Source organism: Polaromonas sp. AET17H-212, assembly GCF_002379085.1.
Taxonomy (GTDB): Bacteria; Pseudomonadota; Gammaproteobacteria; order Burkholderiales; family Burkholderiaceae_C; genus Polaromonas.
Window position 1 is genome coordinate 1 of record NZ_NBZW01000050.1, and the last position, 15,958, is coordinate 15,958.

Genomic DNA, 15,958 nt, shown 5'->3' on the forward strand with positions numbered 1-15,958 from the left:
ATCTCCAGGCCGATGGTTTCTACGATGCTTTCTTCTGCCATCATCACTTCATGCGGCTCAACATGAAGACCCTCATCGATTCCAATTAACCGGCCAAGGTGTTTCCTATGTCTCCGAACACCTGTTTCCCATGTCTCCTGTCTATACACCAGGCCAAAGGCAAGGCCATGAAACTGAATTACTACAGCGCGCCCGCAGACGCGATGGAGTCCGTTCAACTGATGGCGCAGTGGGCCCGGCTCTCGCTGGAATGCGCATTAAAAGCACGTGCAGCCAAGGCGGTGCGGTCGCGACCAGCTACCAAATCAATAGCAAAACGCGGCACCACCGCCAGCACGGTCGCCGTCAAGGCGCCCGTCAGGCCGGCCAGCAGGCGGCCCGACGCGCTGGCGGCCAGACCGGCGGCCAGCTGCAAATCCCGCAGCGGCTGAAGCACGCCGGCGCGCCACTGCGGGTTGCGGGCAAGCGCCCTGGCCCGCCGCTCGGCGATGGCCAGCCCCGCCGTCGCCGGCAGCGGATCCCAGCTGAAGTAGGCCGCCGTGTTCTGCGCGGCGTCCCATGACTCCATCACCAGCGCCTGGCCGGGCAGCAGCTGGAGACTGTCGCCCGCGCCCAGGAAGTGGTCGCCGCCGCGGACGCCGTCGTCGCGCTGCGCCTGGTCGAAGGTGATCCACACCCGGCCATGCGCAATGCGCAACACACCGGGCCGCGTGGGCCGCAGCGTCAAGGCCCGGCCGTCGCCCAGCTTCCAGCAGCCCGACACCGCGTCTGTGCCGGCAAAGGGTTGCAGCTCTTGGTGAAGGTGGTTCATGCTGTTCTCCTGAAAGACAAAAGTCGTTGATGGGAAGGAATGATCGCGCCCAGGGCCTTGGCAGTCCAATGAAATCGCGCTACGCTATTCATTCTTGAAACGCATCAATCACCGGATCTCCCCGTGCAGTATTCAAAAACCCATTTGCGCACCCGCCCGATCTCCGCTGGCCAGCTGCGTGCCTTTGAGGCCGTCGCCCGGCACCTGAACTTTCGCGCCGCCTCCGAGGAACTGGCCCTGACCCAGTCGGCCGTGAGCCGGCAGATCCAGGCGCTGGAAGAAGAAGTCGGCCTGAGCCTGTTTCACCGCCACACGCGGTCCGTGGAGCTGACAGGCGCCGGCGGCGTGCTGCTGCGTGCCGTCTCGCCTTCGCTCGAACGCATCGACGGCGCGGTGCGGCAGATCCGCCAGAGCGCCGGCCGGAAAAGCGTGTCCCTCACCACGTTCGCGTCGTTCGCCTCAATGTGGCTGATCCCGCGGCTCGAAGCCTTCCAGCACGACAACCCCGACATGGACATCCGCATTGATGCGTCCGACGTGGCGATCGACCTGGACACCTCGGACCTCGACATGGCCTTGCGTTATGGCCCGGCGGCCTCCATGCCGGCCGGGGCGATGCGGCTGTTCGGCGAACAGCTGACCCCGGTGGCCAGCCCCTGGTTGCTCAAAAGCAGCCCGCGCCTGAAAAAACCCGAAGACCTGGTGAACTTTGCGCTGATCGAGGCCGGCGATTCGCATTCCACCCACATGGAGTGGCTGACCTGGCGGCGCTGGCTCGAAGTGCACGGCACCACCAAGCTGGAGGGCAAGCGCTGGCTCTACTTCAACTATGCCTACCAGATGGTGCAGGCCGCCCTGACCGGCCAGGGCATCGTGCTGGCGCGGCTGCCACTGATCGCCGAAAGCCTGGCGTCCGGCGACCTGATCGAGCCCCTGCCGCATCTGCGGCTGGAGTCGCCGATGGCCTACTGGCTGATCGTGGGCACGCGCAGCGCCTTGCGTCCCGAGGTCAGGGCTTTCCGCGACTGGCTGATGGCCCAGAGTGCGCTGACGCGCCAGGCGATTGGCGACGTGCCGGACCCGGACACGGTGGACAACATCGATTGAGCGCTACGCGCAACCAGCGCCCGGGGGGTGCTCTTCTCTTTACCAACCGGGGCCGCGGATCTGGCCCTGCCAGTCCGCAGGCGCAGCGGCCCCCTCGGGGGGCAGGGAGTTACACGCAGTGAACGACCGTGGGGGCCATGCCTACACCGGCCAGACCACCCCTTTGTCATTGAGGATCGCATCCAGCGCCACATCGTGCGGCTCGGGCGCCAGGTCGGGCAGCCAGCCGTGGCTGTAGCCCAGCCCGACGGTGAAGGGTTTGGGCTGCAGCGTCGCCAGCGTGCGGTCGTAAAAGCCACCGCCGTAACCGAGGCGAAAGCCGCCCGGCCCGTAACCGACGCAGGGCACAAACAGCAGCGTCGGCACGATGACCTCGGTGCCCTTGGGTTTGGGAATGCCGTAGGCGTCTTCCTCCATCGGGCAGCCGGGGTACCAGGCATGGAAGGTCAGGGTTTTGTGGACCTTGTTCACCACCGGCAGGCCGATCTTGCGCGGCGACCGGTTTGCTATGTTTTCAGTAGCTGCTTCCGCCCGTCCCTCAAGGGCAAAACCTTGATTTCCTTCGGATTCCTGGCTTAAAATGGCGTCTTCCTGCCAGCGGTACAGCGCGGGTAGCGGATCAAACTCTCCCTTGATCGGCCAGTAGGCCCCAATCACGGCGTCTTCGCGGCCCACCAGCCATATCCGCATGACCCGCTGCAACAGATCGGCACGCTGGAGCCGGTCGGGCAGGTTCAGGCGTTGTTCAATCAAGTCTCTTCGCGCAGTTAATTTGTCCATAATGACCCGATGCTATCCAAATTTATTCTGAAGGCCCTGATTTCCGGCCTGTCGTCCTGTCTGCTGCTGGCGCCCGCCTGGGCGCAAACCAACCTTACCAGCAGCCCCTCCCGCGCCGACGACGTGCTGCTGGAGATGAACAAGGCGTTCAAGCGCGGCGACAAAGCCAGGCTGGCGCAGCTGCTGCCGCAGGTCCAGGGCCATGCGCTGGAGCCTTGGGCCGCGTACTGGGAGTTGCGCGCGCGGCTGGACGAAGCCAGCACGCGTGAGGTGCAGGATTTCCTCGCGCGTTACGCCGGCAGCTACCAGGAGGACCGGCTGCGCAACGACTGGCTGCTGCTGCTGGGCCAGCGCCGCGACTGGGCCGCCTTTGCCGCCGAATACCCGAACTACCGCATGGGCGACGACAAGGACCTGCGTTGTTACGCGCTGCTGGTCGACGGCCTGACGAACCCGGCCGCGGCCCCGCGCGACGCCGACGAAGTCCGCAAGAACTGGTACGCCCAGCGCGAGGCCAGCGACGGATGCACGTCGGCGGCCTCCCGACTGGTCGGCAACAAGAGCCTGACCACGCATGACGTGTGGATCAAGGCCAGGCTGGCGATGGAGGCGAACCGCCCGCGCGCCGCCCGCGATGCGGTCGAGATCATCGCGCCGGAAGCCCTGGGGCTGGTGACCGAACTCAACAGCAGCCCGGCCAAATTCCTGGCCACCAAGGTGATTGCGATCCGGCAGGTGCGCAAGGAAATCATCGTGCTGGCCCTGGTCAAGCTCGCCACCAGCGACGCCGACGGGGCCGCGCGCTTCGTCGAGGACAAATGGGGCCTGCAGCTCTCGACCGAGGAACGCAACTGGGTCTGGGGCGCCATCGGCAAGCAGGCGGCGACGCGGCTCAGCAGCGACGCACTCGGCTACTTCGCCAAGGTCAGCAAGGACAGCGACCTGAGCGACGACATGCTGGGCTGGAAGGCCCGCGCCGCCCTGCGCGCCGGCAGCACACCGCGCTGGCCGCTGGTGCTGGGCGCCATCAACGCCATGAGCGACGACGCCCGCAAGGACCCGACCTGGGTCTACTGGAAAGCGCGCGCCCTGCTCAGCAACGCGCCGGCCGCCGTCGCCAGCGCGCCGATGCCGCCGCAGCGCGCGGAAGCCCTGGCACTGCTGCAATCGATTGCCTCGGTGCGCGGGTTTTACGAACAACTGGCGCTCGAGGAGCTGGGCCAGAAAATCACCGTTCCGCCGCGGCCGGCCCCTCTGACACCGGAAGAAAAGGAAGCGGCACGCCTGAACCCCGGCCTGAACCGCGCCGCGTATGCGATCGCCCTCGGCCTGCGCAGCGAGGGTGTGCGCGAATGGAACTACAGCACCAACCTGCACCAGCGCGGCGGCATGGGCGAACGCGAGTTGCTGGCCGCCGCCCAGTTCGCCTGCGACCGCGCCATCTGGGACCGCTGCATCAACACCAGCGAACGCACCCAGACCGTGATGGACTTCGAACAGCGCTTTCCCACGCCGTTTCGCGATGCGGTGACCCAGCGCAGCCGCGAGATCAACCTGGACCCGGCCTATGTCTATGGCCTGATCCGCCAGGAGTCGCGCTTCATCATGGATGCACGCTCCGGCGTCGGCGCCTCGGGCCTGATGCAGGTGATGCCCGCCACCGCACGCGAGACCGCCCGCTATATCGGCCTGACCGGGTTCACTGCGGGCCAGATCAACGACCGCGACACCAACATCGTGATCGGCACGGCTTACCTCAAGCGCGCGCTCGACGACTTTGGCGGCTCCATGGCGCTGGCCGCCGCGGCCTACAACGCCGGCCCCGGCCGCCCGCGCAGCTGGCGCAACGGCCCGGTGATCGAAGCGGCGATCTGGGCCGAAAACGTGCCCTTTGGCGAGACCCGCGACTATGTGAAAAAAGTGCTGTCCAACACCACCAACTACGCGGCGCTGCTGAGCGGGCAGCCGCAGTCGCTCAAGGCCAGGCTGGGCAGCGTGGGGCCGCGGGAGGCCTCGGCGCCGCCGGTGGACGAGAAGATGCCCTGAACCGCGCGGGTGCGGCTGCTCCGGCGCGGTTTGTAGGTTTTGGCCTATGGCCTGGCCGCCCCCGCCGGCCTACATTGGCAGCTCATCCCAATCAGGAGAGCCCTCGATGAACCCGTGGTGGCAACAAGTCGGCAACACCATCGCCGCCGAATTTTCGGACCTGACCGATCCGACCCAGGTGACACGCGCCATCCTGCGCCTGCTGGTGGCGGCCTTGCTGGGCGGCCTGCTCGGCTGGGAGCGCGAGCACCAGGGCAAGGCCGCGGGCGTGCGCACCCACATGCTGGTGGCCATGGGCGCGGCCCTGTTTGTACTGGTGTCACAACAAGCCGGCATGGCGGCCGACGACCTGAGCCGGGTCATTCAGGGCATCACCGCCGGCGTGGGTTTTCTCTGCGCAGGCACCATCCTCAAAGGCGACCGGCTCGATGACGTGAAGGGGCTGACCACGGCAGCCGGGCTGTGGCTGACGGCGGCGGTCGGCGTGGCCGCCGGCATGGGACGCGAATCCACCGCCGTGCTCGGCACCGTGCTGGCCCTGGCCGTGCTGGCGGTGGTGCCCTTGGTGGTCAGGTCCGGCGAAAAGCCGGTGCCCTTGCTGGCCGCGGACGAACCACCCTCCCCCAGGAAGCATTGAGTTGCCGGGTCAGGCTTTCAGGCGCTGCGACACGAACTCACCTTCGTAGTCTCTGGCCAGCGACAGCTTCTCGGCTTCGCTGAGCACCTTGCCGGCGAGCTGGAAAATGCCCTGCTCTTCATCCTTCAGGTGATGAAAGACCTTGTGGTGCAGCTCCTTGGCGATGGCCAGCCAGGCCGGGGAACTGAAGTCCGTGGCCTGCAGTTTTTCGACCAGCTCGTCCATCTCGTGGTGTTCGGCGATGCCGTGGCGCGAGGGCTCCTGCGTCATGTCATGGGCGATCAGCGGCACGTAGAAAAACCGTTCTTCCGCCGCCGCGTGGGCGGCCAGTTCAGTGGTCAGTTCCTTGAACAGCAGTTCGCGCTCACTGCTGTCGCCGGAGGTCCTGATCAGGTTGTCCGCCAGCTCGCGCTGGGTGTCGTGGCTGGTGCGCAGGGCTTCAAAAATATTCATTCATCGATTATCCTGAAGCCCTGCAAAAAACGGTGTAGGCCATGAAGCCGGGGCCGGTTCGGGCCGGGGCCTACATGCCGGCTCTTTTTGGCACGGGCGTTTTGCATCTCCCCGTGTGAAAGCGTCTAATCAAACTTATGAAGAAAATACTGATTCTGGGCGGTACCGGTTTTGTGGGCGGCCATGTCTGCGAGAAACTCACGCAGTTGCAGTGGCGGATGACCGTGCCGACCCGGCATGAAGCGAACGCCAGGGACATCCTGATACTGCCCGCCCTGGACGTGGTGCAGGCCGATGTGCACGACGAGACCGTCCTGACCCGGCTGGTGGCAGGGCACGACGCGGTGGTCAACCTGATTGCCATCCTGCACGGCACGCAGGAGGCTTTCCAGCGGACCCATGTGCAGTTGCCGAAAAAGCTGGCGCGCGCCTGCGCCGCCACCGGTGTGCAGCGCCTGGTCCACGTCAGTGCGCTGGGCGCCGACATGCGCAACCCGGACGTGGCGCCGTCCATGTACCTGCGCAGCAAGGGGCACGGCGAGGTGGCGTTGCACCAGGCCGCCCTCGAGCTGACGGTGCTGCGGCCCAGCGTGATGTTCGGCGCCGACGACCGCTTTCTCAACACCTTCGCGCGGCTGCAGAAAATCTTTCCGGTCATTCCGCTGGCGGCCAGCCACGCGCTGTTCCAGCCGGTGTGGGTCGAGGATGTGGCCAGCGCCATCGTGCATTGCCTGCAGGATGCCCACGCCCATGCCACGGTCGACCAGACCTTCGAGGCCTGCGGTCCGGGCATCTTCACGCTCCGGCAACTCGTCGAGCTGGCCGGCCGGTTGAGCGGCGTCAACGAGGGCCGCGGCCGCCCGGTGATCCCGCTGCCGGCGGCTCTCGGCCGCCTGCAGGCGCGCCTGATGGAGCTGATGCCCGGCGCGCCCCTGATGAGCCGCGACAACCTGGACTCCATGAGTCTGCCCAACATTGCCAGCGGCAACCTGCCGGGGCTTGACGCCCTGGGCATCACGCCGGCGGCCCTGGAAGCGGTGGCGCCCACTTATCTCGGCCCGCTCAGCGGCGGCTGGGGCCCGCGCAGTCACCTGACCCTCAAACGCAAGACCGCGGGACGGTTTTAGGTTTTAGAACTTGTTCCTGTCCCGGGCCGCATCAATGGTGCGGTCTTTTGGCATCAATGCAGCCGCGTCCTGCCGGTAGCATGATGCTTTTTCATTCTGGATGACTTCATGCTCAAGCTCTACATCGGCAACAAAAATTACTCGTCCTGGTCCATGCGCCCCTGGGTGCTGCTCAAACAGGCCGGCATTCCGTTTGAGGAGGTCAAGGTCCGCTTCGACTCGTTCGAGCCCGTGTCCACCTTCAAGCAAGCCATCCGTAGCGTCACCCCCGTCGGCAAGGTGCCGGTGCTGCTGGACGGTGACCTGGCGGTCTGGGACACGCTGGCGATCGCCGAGTACCTGGCCGAACAATACCCGGACAAACAGCTCTGGCCCGCCGACGTCAAGGCGCGCGCACGCGCACGCAGCATCTGCGCCGAAATGCACAGCGGCTTCGGCGCCCTGCGCAGCGCCTGCCCCATGAACATCGAGGCCGACCTGAGCGACACCGGCCGGCTGATCTGGCGCGACAAACCGGCGGTGCGCGCCGATGTCGCGCGCATCGTGGCCATGTGGGGGGAATTGCTGGCAAGCTACAAGGGGCCCCTGCTGTTCGGCCGCTTCAGCATTGCCGACGCCTATTTCGCGCCGGTCGCCATGCGCCTGAGCCGGTATGCCCTGCCGGTGCCGCAGGAAATCAGCGCCTACATCGAACGCCTGAGCGCGCTGCCCGGGGTCAAGGCCTGGGTGGACGACGCCCTCGCGGAGAACGACTTTCGGGAATTCGAGGAACCGTACCGGTTGTCGCGCTGATCATGGCCAGAAGCACCATGGTCACGATTTACCTGCGTTACGTCCTCGACACCCGCCGGCTCAAGGAATTCGAGCATTACGGCAAGCTGTGGATTCCACTGGTGGAAAAGTTTGGCGGAAAACACCACGGCTACTTCATGCCCAGCGAAGGTGCCAACAACATCGCACTGGCCATGTTCACGTTCGACAGTCTGGCCTCCTACGAAAGTTACCGGCAGCGGTCCTTTGACGACCCCGACTGCCAGGCCGCCTTCAGGTATGCCGAAGAAACGCGCTGCATTCTGAGCTACGAGCGCAGTTTTTTTCGCCCTGTCTTTTCCTGATCCCCATTTCGGGGTGGCGCCGACCCAGCCGCTAAACTGCCCCCATGGAAATTTTCATGGTCGGTGGTGCGGTGCGCGATGCCTTGCTGGGCCTGCCGGTGCAGGACCATGACTGGGTGGTGGTCGGTGCAACGCCCGGCGAACTGACGGCGCTGGGCTACCTGCCGGTAGGCAAGGATTTCCCGGTCTTCCTGCATCCGCAGACGCGCGAAGAGTACGCGCTGGCGCGCACCGAACGCAACACGGCGCGCGGCTACCGCGGCTTTGCCGTCCACGCCGCGCCGGACGTGACCCTGGAGGAAGACCTCGCGCGCCGCGACCTGACTATCAATTCAATAGCAGCTCCCGCCCGATCCAAAAGGGCTGGAGCCGGATTTGAAGCTGATTTTTCGGCACTCATCGATCCTTACGGTGGACAAAGGGACATCCGGGACAAGGTCCTGCGCCACGTCACCGACGCCTTCCGCGAGGACCCGGTGCGCATCCTGCGGCTGGCGCGTTTTGCCGCACGTTTTGACGATTTCACCGTGGCGCCAGAAACCATGGCGCTGATGCGGGAGATGGTCACCCATGGCGAGGTGGACGCGCTGGTGGCCGAACGTGTCTGGCAGGAGCTGGCGCGCGGCCTGATGGAACGCACGCCCTCGCGCATGTTTGACGTGCTGCGGGAATGCGGCGCACTGCAGCACCTGCTGCCCGAGGTCGAAAAACTCTGGGGCGTGCCGCAAAGTCCCGAGTACCACCCCGAAGTGGACACCGGGGTGCACCTGATGATGGTGCTGGACATGTCGGCGCAGCTGCAGGCCAGCCTGCCCGTGCGTTTCGCCTGCCTCGGCCATGACCTCGGCAAGGGCAGCACAGCGGTCGAGCTGCTGCCCAGACACATCGGCCACGAGGAGCGCGGCGTGCGCCTGCTCAAAGATGTGTGTGGGCGGCTGCGCGTGCCCACCGACTGCCGGGAACTGGCCGAGGTGGTGGCGCGCGAACACGGCAACATCCACCGCAGCGCCGAATTCGGTGCGGCCGCCCTGGTGCGGCTGCTGGAACGTTGCGACGCATTCCGCAAGCCGCAACGTTTTGGCGACATCCTGCTGGCCTGCGAATGTGACGCGCGCGGCCGGCTCGGTTTTCAGAACACGGCCTATCCCCAGCGCCAACGGCTGGCGCAGGCCTTGCAGGCGGCACAGTCGGTGGTGACGGCCTCGATCGCAGAAGCAGCCCAGGCGGCAGGCCTGAGCGGTCCCAAAATCGGCGACATGATCCATGCCGCCCGCGTGCAGGCCCTCCAGGCGTGGACCGACAGCACAGCGGCGCAGGCCGAGACGGCCCCACCCGCCTGACGACCGTGGGACGAGCCTGTGGCCCGAATCGCGCCAAAAGGGAAGCCGGCCTACAGGCGCCTCGGAAAAATTCTGCTAAGGTGAAAACTGATGCACATGCCTTACGACACGCTCCCCCGCATTGCGCAGGATACGGCGCTCTTTCTGGACTTTGACGGAACCCTGGTTGAGCTGGCCGCCCGGCCCGAAGCCGTGGTGATTGCGCCCACCCTGACCAGCACGCTGGCTGCGCTGTATGGACAACTCGGCGGCGCGCTGGCGCTGGTATCGGGTCGCCGCCTGAGCGACCTCGACAGTTTTCTGGCGCCGCTGCAGTTGCCGGCAGCGGTCGAACATGGCGGGCAGCGCCGCAACGCCGCAGGGCTCCTGATCAGCGCGCCGGCCATCGATCTGCGCGCTGCGCTGCAAGCGGCCGAAGGGCTGCTGCAGCAGCATCCCGGCCTGCAGCTCGAACAGAAAAACCTGGCCCTGAGCCTGCATTACCGGCACGCCCCCGAGCTGGAAGACCTGTGCCTGCAGGTGATGGGCGAGGCCGTGGCGCGCAGCCCGGGTCTGCAACTGATACACGGCAAATGTGTGGTCGACCTGAAACCGGCCGGGGTCAGCAAGGGCACGGCCATCGCGGCCTTCATGGAAGAAGCACCGTTTGCCGGCCGTGTGCCGGTGTTTGCCGGCGACGACGTCACCGACGAAGACGGTTTCGAACAGGTGCAGCGCATGGGCGGCCACGCGATCAAGGTCGGCCCCGGCCCCACGCTGGCGAAACATCGCTGCGACAGCGTGACGCAACTGGCCCAATGGCTGCTGTCGGCACGGGCGCCCTCGCGCGATAGCGGACCTGAACGGCGGCACGCATGAGCACCCCAAAACCGACCCCCAACCCAATCCCTGCCTCCAGCTTCGCCGCGCCCGCGCCGCCCTCACTCTCGCTGGGCGTGATCGGCAATTGCGCCTTCAGCGCGCTGGTGGATGCCCGGGGCCGCATCGTCTGGTGCTGCCTGCCGCGTTTCGACGGCGACCCGGTGTTCAACGCCCTGCTGGACCCGAGCGAGCAGGGCAGCGCATTTGCCATCGAGATCGAAAATTTCTCGCACAGCAAGCAGTGGTACGAACCGAACACCGCGGTGCTGCGCACGCAGCTGTTCGACCACAGCGGCCAGGGCATAGAGATCACCGACTTTGCACCACGCTTTTACCGGCGTTCCCGCTTTTTCAAACCCATGACGCTGGTGCGGCGCGTGCGGCCACTTCAGGGGGCGCCGCGCATCCGGGTCTCGCTGGACCTGCGTTTCGACTGGGGCCGCAGCCTGCCGGTCGTGACCCAGGGCAGCAACCACCTGCGTTATGTCGGCGATGCGCTGACACTGCGGCTCAATACCGACGCGCCGCTGGCGCACCTGCAGTCCCGGCAGCCCTTTGTGCTGACGCGTGAACACAACTTCCTGCTGGGCGCCGACGAGTCGCTGGCCGACGGCATTGCCGACACCGCGCGCCTGTTTGAGGAAGAAACCCTCTCCTACTGGCGCAAGTGGAGCCAGCGCCTGCACATTCCGCTGCAGTGGCAGGACGCCGTGATCCGCGCGGCCATCACGCTCAAGCTCTCGCTGTTTGAAGACACCGGCGCGATTGTGGCAGCCATGACCACCAGCATTCCCGAGGCGCCCAACAGCGGCCGCAACTGGGACTACCGCTACTGCTGGCTGCGTGACGCCTTTTTTGTGGTGCGCGCGCTCAACAGCCTGTCCGAAGTCGGCACCATGGAAGACTACCTGCGCTGGCTCAGCAACGTGGTGGTGCAGGCCGGCGGCGGCCACATCCAGCCCTTGTATGGCATCGGCCTGGAGCGCGAGCTGCCCGAGGCGGTGTACAGCCACCTGGGCGGCTACCGCGGCATGGGGCCGGTGCGCGTGGGCAACCAGGCGCAGGAGCATTTCCAGCACGACGTCTACGGCAATGTGGTGCTGGGCGCGGCCCAGGCCTTTCACGACCACCGGCTGCTGCACCGTGCCGGCGAGGCCGAGTTCCTGCGGCTGGAGGCGGTCGGCGAGCAGGCCGTGCGCAACTACGACCAGCCCGACGCCGGCATGTGGGAGCTGCGCACGCGCGCCCGGGTGCACACCTCCTCGGCCCTGATGTGCTGGGCGGCCTGCGACCGTCTCGGCAAGATCGCCGTCACCCTGAAACAACCGGCCCGCGCCACCTACTGGCATGGCCATGCCAACGTCATGCGCGAGCGCATCCTGCGCGAATCCTGGAGCGAGGAACGCCAGGCCTTTGCCGAGAGTTTCGGTGGGCGCGACCTGGACGCCAGCGTGCTGCTGATGATCGAGGTCGGCTTCATCGACCCGAAAGACCCGCGTTTTGTCGCGACGGTCGACGCGCTGGAAAAACACCTGTGCGATGGCCCCTACATGCGCCGTTATGAAGCCTCCGACGACTTCGGCAAGCCCGAAACCGCCTTCAACATCTGCACCTTCTGGCGCATCGACGCGCTGGCGCGCATTGGCCGCAAGGAACAGGCACGCGAGATCTTCGAGACCATGCTGGCGGCGCGCAACCACCTCGGCCTGCTGTCCGAAGACACCCACCCGGTCACCGGCCAGATGTGGGGCAACTTCCCGCAGACCTATTCCATGGTCGGCCTCATCAACGCTGCCGTACGCCTGTCGGCGCCCTGGGACAGTCAAGTATGAACACGCCCGTCGGCGAAAACCAACGTAGGGGCTCGTCATTCAAGCGGGGGCCGCGGAACCGGCTTTGCCGGGCCGCAGGCGCAGCGGCCCCCCCGGGGGGCAGCGCATTACACAAAGTGAAAAGCGTGGGGGCCACATTGTGAGCCGGCTGGTCGTCGTTTCCAACCGCGTCGCAGACCCGCGCAAGGCCACGGCGGCGGGCGGGCTGGCGGTGGCTCTGGGCGATGCGCTGTCTGCCAACGGTGGCCTGTGGTTCGGCTGGAGCGGGACCATTGTCGAAGGCGGCACCCCCGGTGAAGGGGACATGCACACCCAGCAGGCCGGCAATGTGACCTTGACCACGGTGGACCTGTGCCGCGAAGACCACGACAGTTATTACCTGGGCTACAGCAACGGCGTGCTCTGGCCGGTGTTTCATTACCGGCTCGACCTGGCCGACTTCGATGCCGGCTTCATCGGCGGCTACCGCCGCGTCAACCAGATGCTGGCGCGCAAGCTGATGCCGCTGCTGCGGCCCGACGACATCATCTGGGTGCACGACTACCACCTGATCCCCATGGCCGCCGAGCTGCGCGCGATGGGCTGCAAAAACCGCATCGGCTTCTTCCTGCACATCCCGCTGCCGCCGCCGCTGATCCTCGCCGCCGTGCCTCAGCATGAATGGCTGATCCGCTCGCTGTTCGCCTATGACCTGGTGGGCTTCCAGAGCCAGGCGGATGTGGACCACTTTTCGCGTTATGTCGGCCAGGAGGCAGGCGCCGAGGCCCTGGACCGGCACCAGTTCCGCGCCTTCGGACGCACGGTGCACGCACAGGCCTTTCCCATTGGCATCGATGTTGATGAATTTGCGGCCCTGACGCATGGCAAGGAAGCGCGCGAGATGTACGAGCGCATGAAGGAAGAGTACTCGCGGCGCCGCCTGCTGCTGGGGGTGGAGCGGCTGGACTACTCCAAGGGCCTGCCGCAGCGCCTGCGTGCCTTCAGGCAGCTGCTGAAGCTGTACCCGGAAAACCTCAACAGCGCGACGCTGATCCAGATCGTTTCGCCCAGCCGCGAGGCCCTCGACACCTACAGCGACCTGCGCCAGGAACTGGAGAGCCTGTGCGGCGCCATCAACGGCGACTACGGCGAGCTGGACTGGATGCCGGTGCGCTACATCCACCGCAACGTGGCGCGCAAGCGCCTGCCAGGCCTGTACCGTGTGGCCAGCGTGGCCCTGGTCACGCCGCTGCGCGACGGCATGAACCTGGTCGCCAAGGAGTTCATCGCGGCGCAGGACCCGGCCGACCCCGGGGTGCTGGTGCTGTCACGTTTTGCCGGTGCGGCCGAACAGCTCAAGGAAGCGCTGCTGGTCAACCCCTACGACACCCACGGCACCGCCGAGAGCATCCAGCTGGCGCTGCAGATGCCGCTGCACGAGCGCCAGCGACGCCACCAGGCGCTGCTCGAGCGCATCCGCAGCCAGGACGTGCACTGGTGGCGCCAGACCTTTCTGCAAACCCTGTCCGGCACCACCCCCGACTAGGACCATCGCCTTCTGGCGCCCGTCTGGCAGGAAAGCCGGAAATATGCAACCATTCAGTCACGAATTGAACTGGCATGGTCAAGCGCAATTACCTCAACCACTCGCTGGCCGACGGCATCCGCAAGGTCGGATTCCGCAAATGGTACGAACGCGAACTGCTGTCCAGCCATGCCCACATGCTGCTGGCCCTGCTCTGCACGATTGCCCTGATGGCCACACTGGAGCTTTTTCAGGGCGGCACCTTCACCGAAAAGCTGGTGGACGTGGCCCTGTTCATCATCAGCGGTGCGGTGGGGCTGTGGGCCCTGCGCCGCTACCTGTACCTGCTGCTGCATGCCGAAACCGTGGCCGACCAGGCCAATTGCCCGAAATGCGCCGAATACGGCCGGCTCGATGTTGTCGAGGAAGACCGCCGCAGCGGCCAGATTCTCGTCAAGTGCCGCAAATGCGGCCAGCCCTGGACGCTGATCCCCTGACACCCGAGCGGCTTCAGACCACCAGCGCCAGCGCCGCGTAGTCGCCCACCCGGTCCTGCAGACCGGCCGGCACCAGCACAAACCCGTCGGTCAGCGCCGGCAGCCTGCCGCTGATGTGGGCCTGCAGGCGCGGCAGCAGGTAATCGCGGTGGTGCCAGAACACGCTGCCGCCGATGCTGATGCGCTGCAGATCCAGCGTCACGACCAGGTTGTACAGGGCCCGGCCCATCACCCGGCAGATGTCATCAATAATGATCACAGCGCCCGTCTCTCCTGCGCGAGCAGCTATCAAAATAGAAGCGGCGTCGGTGTACCCGAGCGCACCAAAACGCCGCGGCAGCGCATTGCCCGCCACCAGCGCCTCGACATCGCCGATGTTGCCGCAGCCGCACAGTGCGTCGTTGTTGTCGCTGACGAACATGTGGCCGGCATGGCCGGCGTTGCCGTTTTTTCCGCGCAGCATCTGCCCGTCGACACACAGGCCGACCCCGATGCCGGTGCTCCAGGTCACGTAAGCGCAATCGGCCATGCCCTGCAGCGCGCCCCAGCGTCGCTCGGCCTTGAGCGCGGCCAGGCCGTCGTTTTCGACCCGCACCTGGGCGAACACCTCGCGCAGCGGCGCTTCAAGCAAGGCCGTGGTCCAGTGGTTGGGCAGCCCGCGCGCCGCGCCGGCCAGGCCGCCGCAGATGTTGGGCGCCGCGAGTTCGACCTGGCCATCGTTCAGCACAAACGGCCCGCAGGACGCCACACCAACGGCCGCCAGGTTCTCGCGGCGGATCTGCGCCGCCGCACTGCTTTCCCCGATCATGCGCAGCACCTGCCGCGCCAGCGCATCGCTGTCGCCCTCCTTGGCGGTCGGCTCCACCCGCCGGCCAAGGATGCCGCGCTGATCAACCACCGCAACCGCCACCTTGGTGCCGCCTATGTCCACGCAGGCCACCGGCGCTGCACCGGCAGGCAGGCGAAGGTCGGGTCCGGTGAAAGATGGGGTGGCCGGTGAAGGAAGGTTCATGGCAGGCGGTTCAAATCATCTGGCTGATGAGGCTGGCCACCAGGCTCAGCACGATGGTGGTCGTCAGCGGAATGAACCATTCGCGCCCGAACAGCCTGAACCGCAAGTCGCCCGGCAGTTTGCCAAAGCCCAGCTTGTGCAGCAGGGGCGTGAACCAGCTGATGAAGATCAGCGCCAGGAAAATCACCAGCATCCAGCGAATCATGGGGCTAGTTTAGGGGCAAGCGCCGTGCGCCGCGTTGCCGGGTTGTTGCGAGTTGCCGTGGCTCGCCTGCAAGCCGGGAGGGTTGCCCGTCACCCGGTCGAGCACCGGCATCACGCTGCGTTCCCGGTTCGCCTGGGACAGTAGGCGCAACTACCCACTCCCTCCCCCGCCCTCCCTCGCCCCGCTGGGCGATGGAGGGAGCTTCATTTGGCCGCGTGTGCTGCGCTCGCGTGCAAACATGACGGCCGCGTGCCCCGACATGACGCGCTTTGCGCGTCATGTCTCCCCATACCCGAACCCGCATTCGTTTCCCCCACCCGTCGGGCTGGGCCGAGGAGCGCAGCCGAAAGCGGATCAGCGAGCGATTGTCTGAGCCGAAGGCGAGCTCGAGCTCGACCCCGCCTTCGGCGAGCACCGCAGGTGGCCCGCAGCGAAGCGGAGGGACCCAGACCATCGGGTCGCCTTTCTTTTCCTTAGGTTTCTTTGGCGAAGTGTATAGACCGGGGACATAGGTGACAGGTGTGCGGGGACATGGTTGACACTTTCCGGCGAATTTGCCGGAGGGTCACCATGCCTTGGAAAGCACAAGACACCATGAGTCTGAAACAGGAATTTGTTGCACTGGCGACGA

The 15,958-nt window shown here is 66.0% G+C and carries 18 protein-coding genes; 11 read left to right on the forward strand and 7 right to left on the reverse strand.

Annotated features, from left to right (window positions below; translation table 11 throughout):
* Together B7G53_RS23070 and B7G53_RS21740 are read right to left on the reverse strand one after the other, a co-directional pair.
* A partial coding sequence (locus B7G53_RS23070) for a hypothetical protein (protein WP_217992643.1) occupies nt 1–218 on the reverse strand: 218 nt, incomplete at its 3' end.
* Nucleotides 215–811 (reverse strand): DUF2917 domain-containing protein, encoded by a 597-nt coding sequence (locus B7G53_RS21740; RefSeq protein WP_096671647.1) that lies wholly within the window; start codon nt 809–811, stop codon nt 215–217. The genes B7G53_RS23070 and B7G53_RS21740, both read right to left, overlap by 4 nt.
* Before the next feature lie 123 nt (nt 812–934).
* Here B7G53_RS21740 and B7G53_RS21745 point away from each other — a divergent pair, with 123 nt between their 5' ends.
* Entirely contained in the window at nt 935–1,918 is a 984-nt protein-coding gene (locus B7G53_RS21745; protein ID WP_096671649.1) for a LysR substrate-binding domain-containing protein, read from the forward strand.
* Between the two features lie 141 nt (nt 1,919–2,059).
* Here the strand turns inward: B7G53_RS21745 and B7G53_RS21750 are convergent, their stop codons facing one another.
* Entirely contained in the window at nt 2,060–2,698 is a 639-nt protein-coding gene (locus tag B7G53_RS21750) for a 5-formyltetrahydrofolate cyclo-ligase (RefSeq protein ID WP_096671651.1), read from the reverse strand.
* 9 nt (nt 2,699–2,707) lie between these two features.
* Between B7G53_RS21750 and B7G53_RS21755 the strand changes: the two genes are divergently transcribed.
* Nucleotides 2,708–4,744, forward strand: a complete 2,037-nt coding sequence (locus B7G53_RS21755) for a lytic transglycosylase domain-containing protein (RefSeq protein WP_096671653.1) — start codon at nt 2,708–2,710, stop codon at nt 4,742–4,744.
* Nucleotides 4,745–4,850: 106 nt separating this feature from the next.
* Entirely contained in the window at nt 4,851–5,381 is a 531-nt protein-coding gene (locus B7G53_RS21760) for an MgtC/SapB family protein (protein WP_096671655.1), read from the forward strand.
* 9 nt (nt 5,382–5,390) lie between these two features.
* Here the strand turns inward: B7G53_RS21760 and B7G53_RS21765 are convergent, their stop codons facing one another.
* Complete coding sequence (locus B7G53_RS21765) at nt 5,391–5,834, reverse strand: hemerythrin domain-containing protein (RefSeq protein ID WP_096671657.1); 444 nt, start codon at nt 5,832–5,834, stop codon at nt 5,391–5,393.
* 137 nt (nt 5,835–5,971) lie between these two features.
* Between B7G53_RS21765 and B7G53_RS21770 the strand changes: the two genes are divergently transcribed.
* The 8 genes from B7G53_RS21770 to B7G53_RS21810 all read left to right on the forward strand — a co-directional run bounded on the left by B7G53_RS21770 (nt 5,972) and on the right by B7G53_RS21810 (nt 14,110).
* Complete coding sequence (locus B7G53_RS21770) at nt 5,972–6,961, forward strand: complex I NDUFA9 subunit family protein (protein ID WP_096671659.1); 990 nt, start codon at nt 5,972–5,974, stop codon at nt 6,959–6,961.
* Between the two features lie 108 nt (nt 6,962–7,069).
* Nucleotides 7,070–7,753 carry a glutathione S-transferase family protein gene (locus B7G53_RS21775; RefSeq protein WP_096671661.1) on the forward strand — a complete coding sequence of 228 codons (684 nt, stop codon included), beginning with the start codon at nt 7,070–7,072 and terminating at the stop codon, nt 7,751–7,753.
* Between the two features lie 17 nt (nt 7,754–7,770).
* Nucleotides 7,771–8,076 (forward strand): NIPSNAP family protein, encoded by a 306-nt coding sequence (locus tag B7G53_RS21780; RefSeq protein WP_096671675.1) that lies wholly within the window; start codon nt 7,771–7,773, stop codon nt 8,074–8,076.
* A gap of 44 nt (nt 8,077–8,120) precedes the next feature.
* Nucleotides 8,121–9,416 carry a multifunctional CCA addition/repair protein gene (locus tag B7G53_RS21785; RefSeq protein WP_096671663.1) on the forward strand — a complete coding sequence of 432 codons (1,296 nt, stop codon included), beginning with the start codon at nt 8,121–8,123 and terminating at the stop codon, nt 9,414–9,416.
* 90 nt (nt 9,417–9,506) lie between these two features.
* The gene (gene otsB / locus B7G53_RS21790; RefSeq protein WP_096671665.1) at nt 9,507–10,274 is read left to right on the forward strand and encodes a trehalose-phosphatase; all 768 of its coding nucleotides are present in this window, start codon (nt 9,507–9,509) and stop codon (nt 10,272–10,274) included.
* On the forward strand, nt 10,271–12,109 hold the full coding sequence (locus tag B7G53_RS21795) for a glycoside hydrolase family 15 protein (RefSeq protein ID WP_255250128.1): 1,839 nt from the start codon (nt 10,271–10,273) through the stop codon (nt 12,107–12,109). The genes otsB and B7G53_RS21795 overlap by 4 nt, the downstream gene beginning before the upstream one ends.
* Before the next feature lie 139 nt (nt 12,110–12,248).
* Nucleotides 12,249–13,634 carry an alpha,alpha-trehalose-phosphate synthase (UDP-forming) gene (gene otsA, locus B7G53_RS21805; protein WP_096671667.1) on the forward strand — a complete coding sequence of 462 codons (1,386 nt, stop codon included), beginning with the start codon at nt 12,249–12,251 and terminating at the stop codon, nt 13,632–13,634.
* 74 nt (nt 13,635–13,708) lie between these two features.
* Nucleotides 13,709–14,110, forward strand: a complete 402-nt coding sequence (locus B7G53_RS21810) for a hypothetical protein (RefSeq protein WP_096671669.1) — start codon at nt 13,709–13,711, stop codon at nt 14,108–14,110.
* Between the two features lie 13 nt (nt 14,111–14,123).
* Here B7G53_RS21810 and B7G53_RS21815 read toward each other — a convergent pair whose 3' ends face one another.
* From B7G53_RS21815 to B7G53_RS22940, 3 genes are read right to left on the reverse strand one after another with little or no spacing between them, the layout of a single operon-like run.
* Nucleotides 14,124–15,122, reverse strand: a complete 999-nt coding sequence (locus B7G53_RS21815) for an ROK family protein (protein WP_096671671.1) — start codon at nt 15,120–15,122, stop codon at nt 14,124–14,126.
* A 10-nt stretch (nt 15,123–15,132) separates the two neighbouring features.
* Nucleotides 15,133–15,327 carry a DUF2905 domain-containing protein gene (locus B7G53_RS21820; RefSeq protein WP_096671673.1) on the reverse strand — a complete coding sequence of 65 codons (195 nt, stop codon included), beginning with the start codon at nt 15,325–15,327 and terminating at the stop codon, nt 15,133–15,135.
* Between the two features lie 9 nt (nt 15,328–15,336).
* Complete coding sequence (locus B7G53_RS22940; RefSeq protein WP_176491445.1) at nt 15,337–15,477, reverse strand: hypothetical protein; 141 nt, start codon at nt 15,475–15,477, stop codon at nt 15,337–15,339.
* Nucleotides 15,478–15,958 lie beyond the last annotated feature (481 nt).

Coding starts and splice junctions, on each gene's coding strand:
- B7G53_RS21770 (WP_096671659.1), top strand. CDS start 5,972: ATGAAGAAAATACTGATTCTGGGCGGTACCGGTTTTGTGGGCGGCCAT.
- B7G53_RS21780 (WP_096671675.1), top strand. CDS start 7,771: ATGGTCACGATTTACCTGCGTTACGTCCTCGACACCCGCCGGCTCAAG.
- B7G53_RS21755 (WP_096671653.1), top strand. CDS start 2,708: ATGCTATCCAAATTTATTCTGAAGGCCCTGATTTCCGGCCTGTCGTCC.
- B7G53_RS21740 (WP_096671647.1), bottom strand. CDS start 811: ATGAACCACCTTCACCAAGAGCTGCAACCCTTTGCCGGCACAGACGCG.
- B7G53_RS21765 (WP_096671657.1), bottom strand. CDS start 5,834: ATGAATATTTTTGAAGCCCTGCGCACCAGCCACGACACCCAGCGCGAG.
- otsB (WP_096671665.1), top strand. CDS start 9,507: ATGCACATGCCTTACGACACGCTCCCCCGCATTGCGCAGGATACGGCG.
- B7G53_RS21750 (WP_096671651.1), bottom strand. CDS start 2,698: ATGGACAAATTAACTGCGCGAAGAGACTTGATTGAACAACGCCTGAAC.
- B7G53_RS21785 (WP_096671663.1), top strand. CDS start 8,121: ATGGAAATTTTCATGGTCGGTGGTGCGGTGCGCGATGCCTTGCTGGGC.
- B7G53_RS21815 (WP_096671671.1), bottom strand. CDS start 15,122: ATGAACCTTCCTTCACCGGCCACCCCATCTTTCACCGGACCCGACCTT.
- B7G53_RS21775 (WP_096671661.1), top strand. CDS start 7,070: ATGCTCAAGCTCTACATCGGCAACAAAAATTACTCGTCCTGGTCCATG.
- B7G53_RS21810 (WP_096671669.1), top strand. CDS start 13,709: ATGGTCAAGCGCAATTACCTCAACCACTCGCTGGCCGACGGCATCCGC.
- B7G53_RS21760 (WP_096671655.1), top strand. CDS start 4,851: ATGAACCCGTGGTGGCAACAAGTCGGCAACACCATCGCCGCCGAATTT.
- B7G53_RS21795 (WP_255250128.1), top strand. CDS start 10,271: ATGAGCACCCCAAAACCGACCCCCAACCCAATCCCTGCCTCCAGCTTC.
- B7G53_RS21820 (WP_096671673.1), bottom strand. CDS start 15,327: ATGATTCGCTGGATGCTGGTGATTTTCCTGGCGCTGATCTTCATCAGC.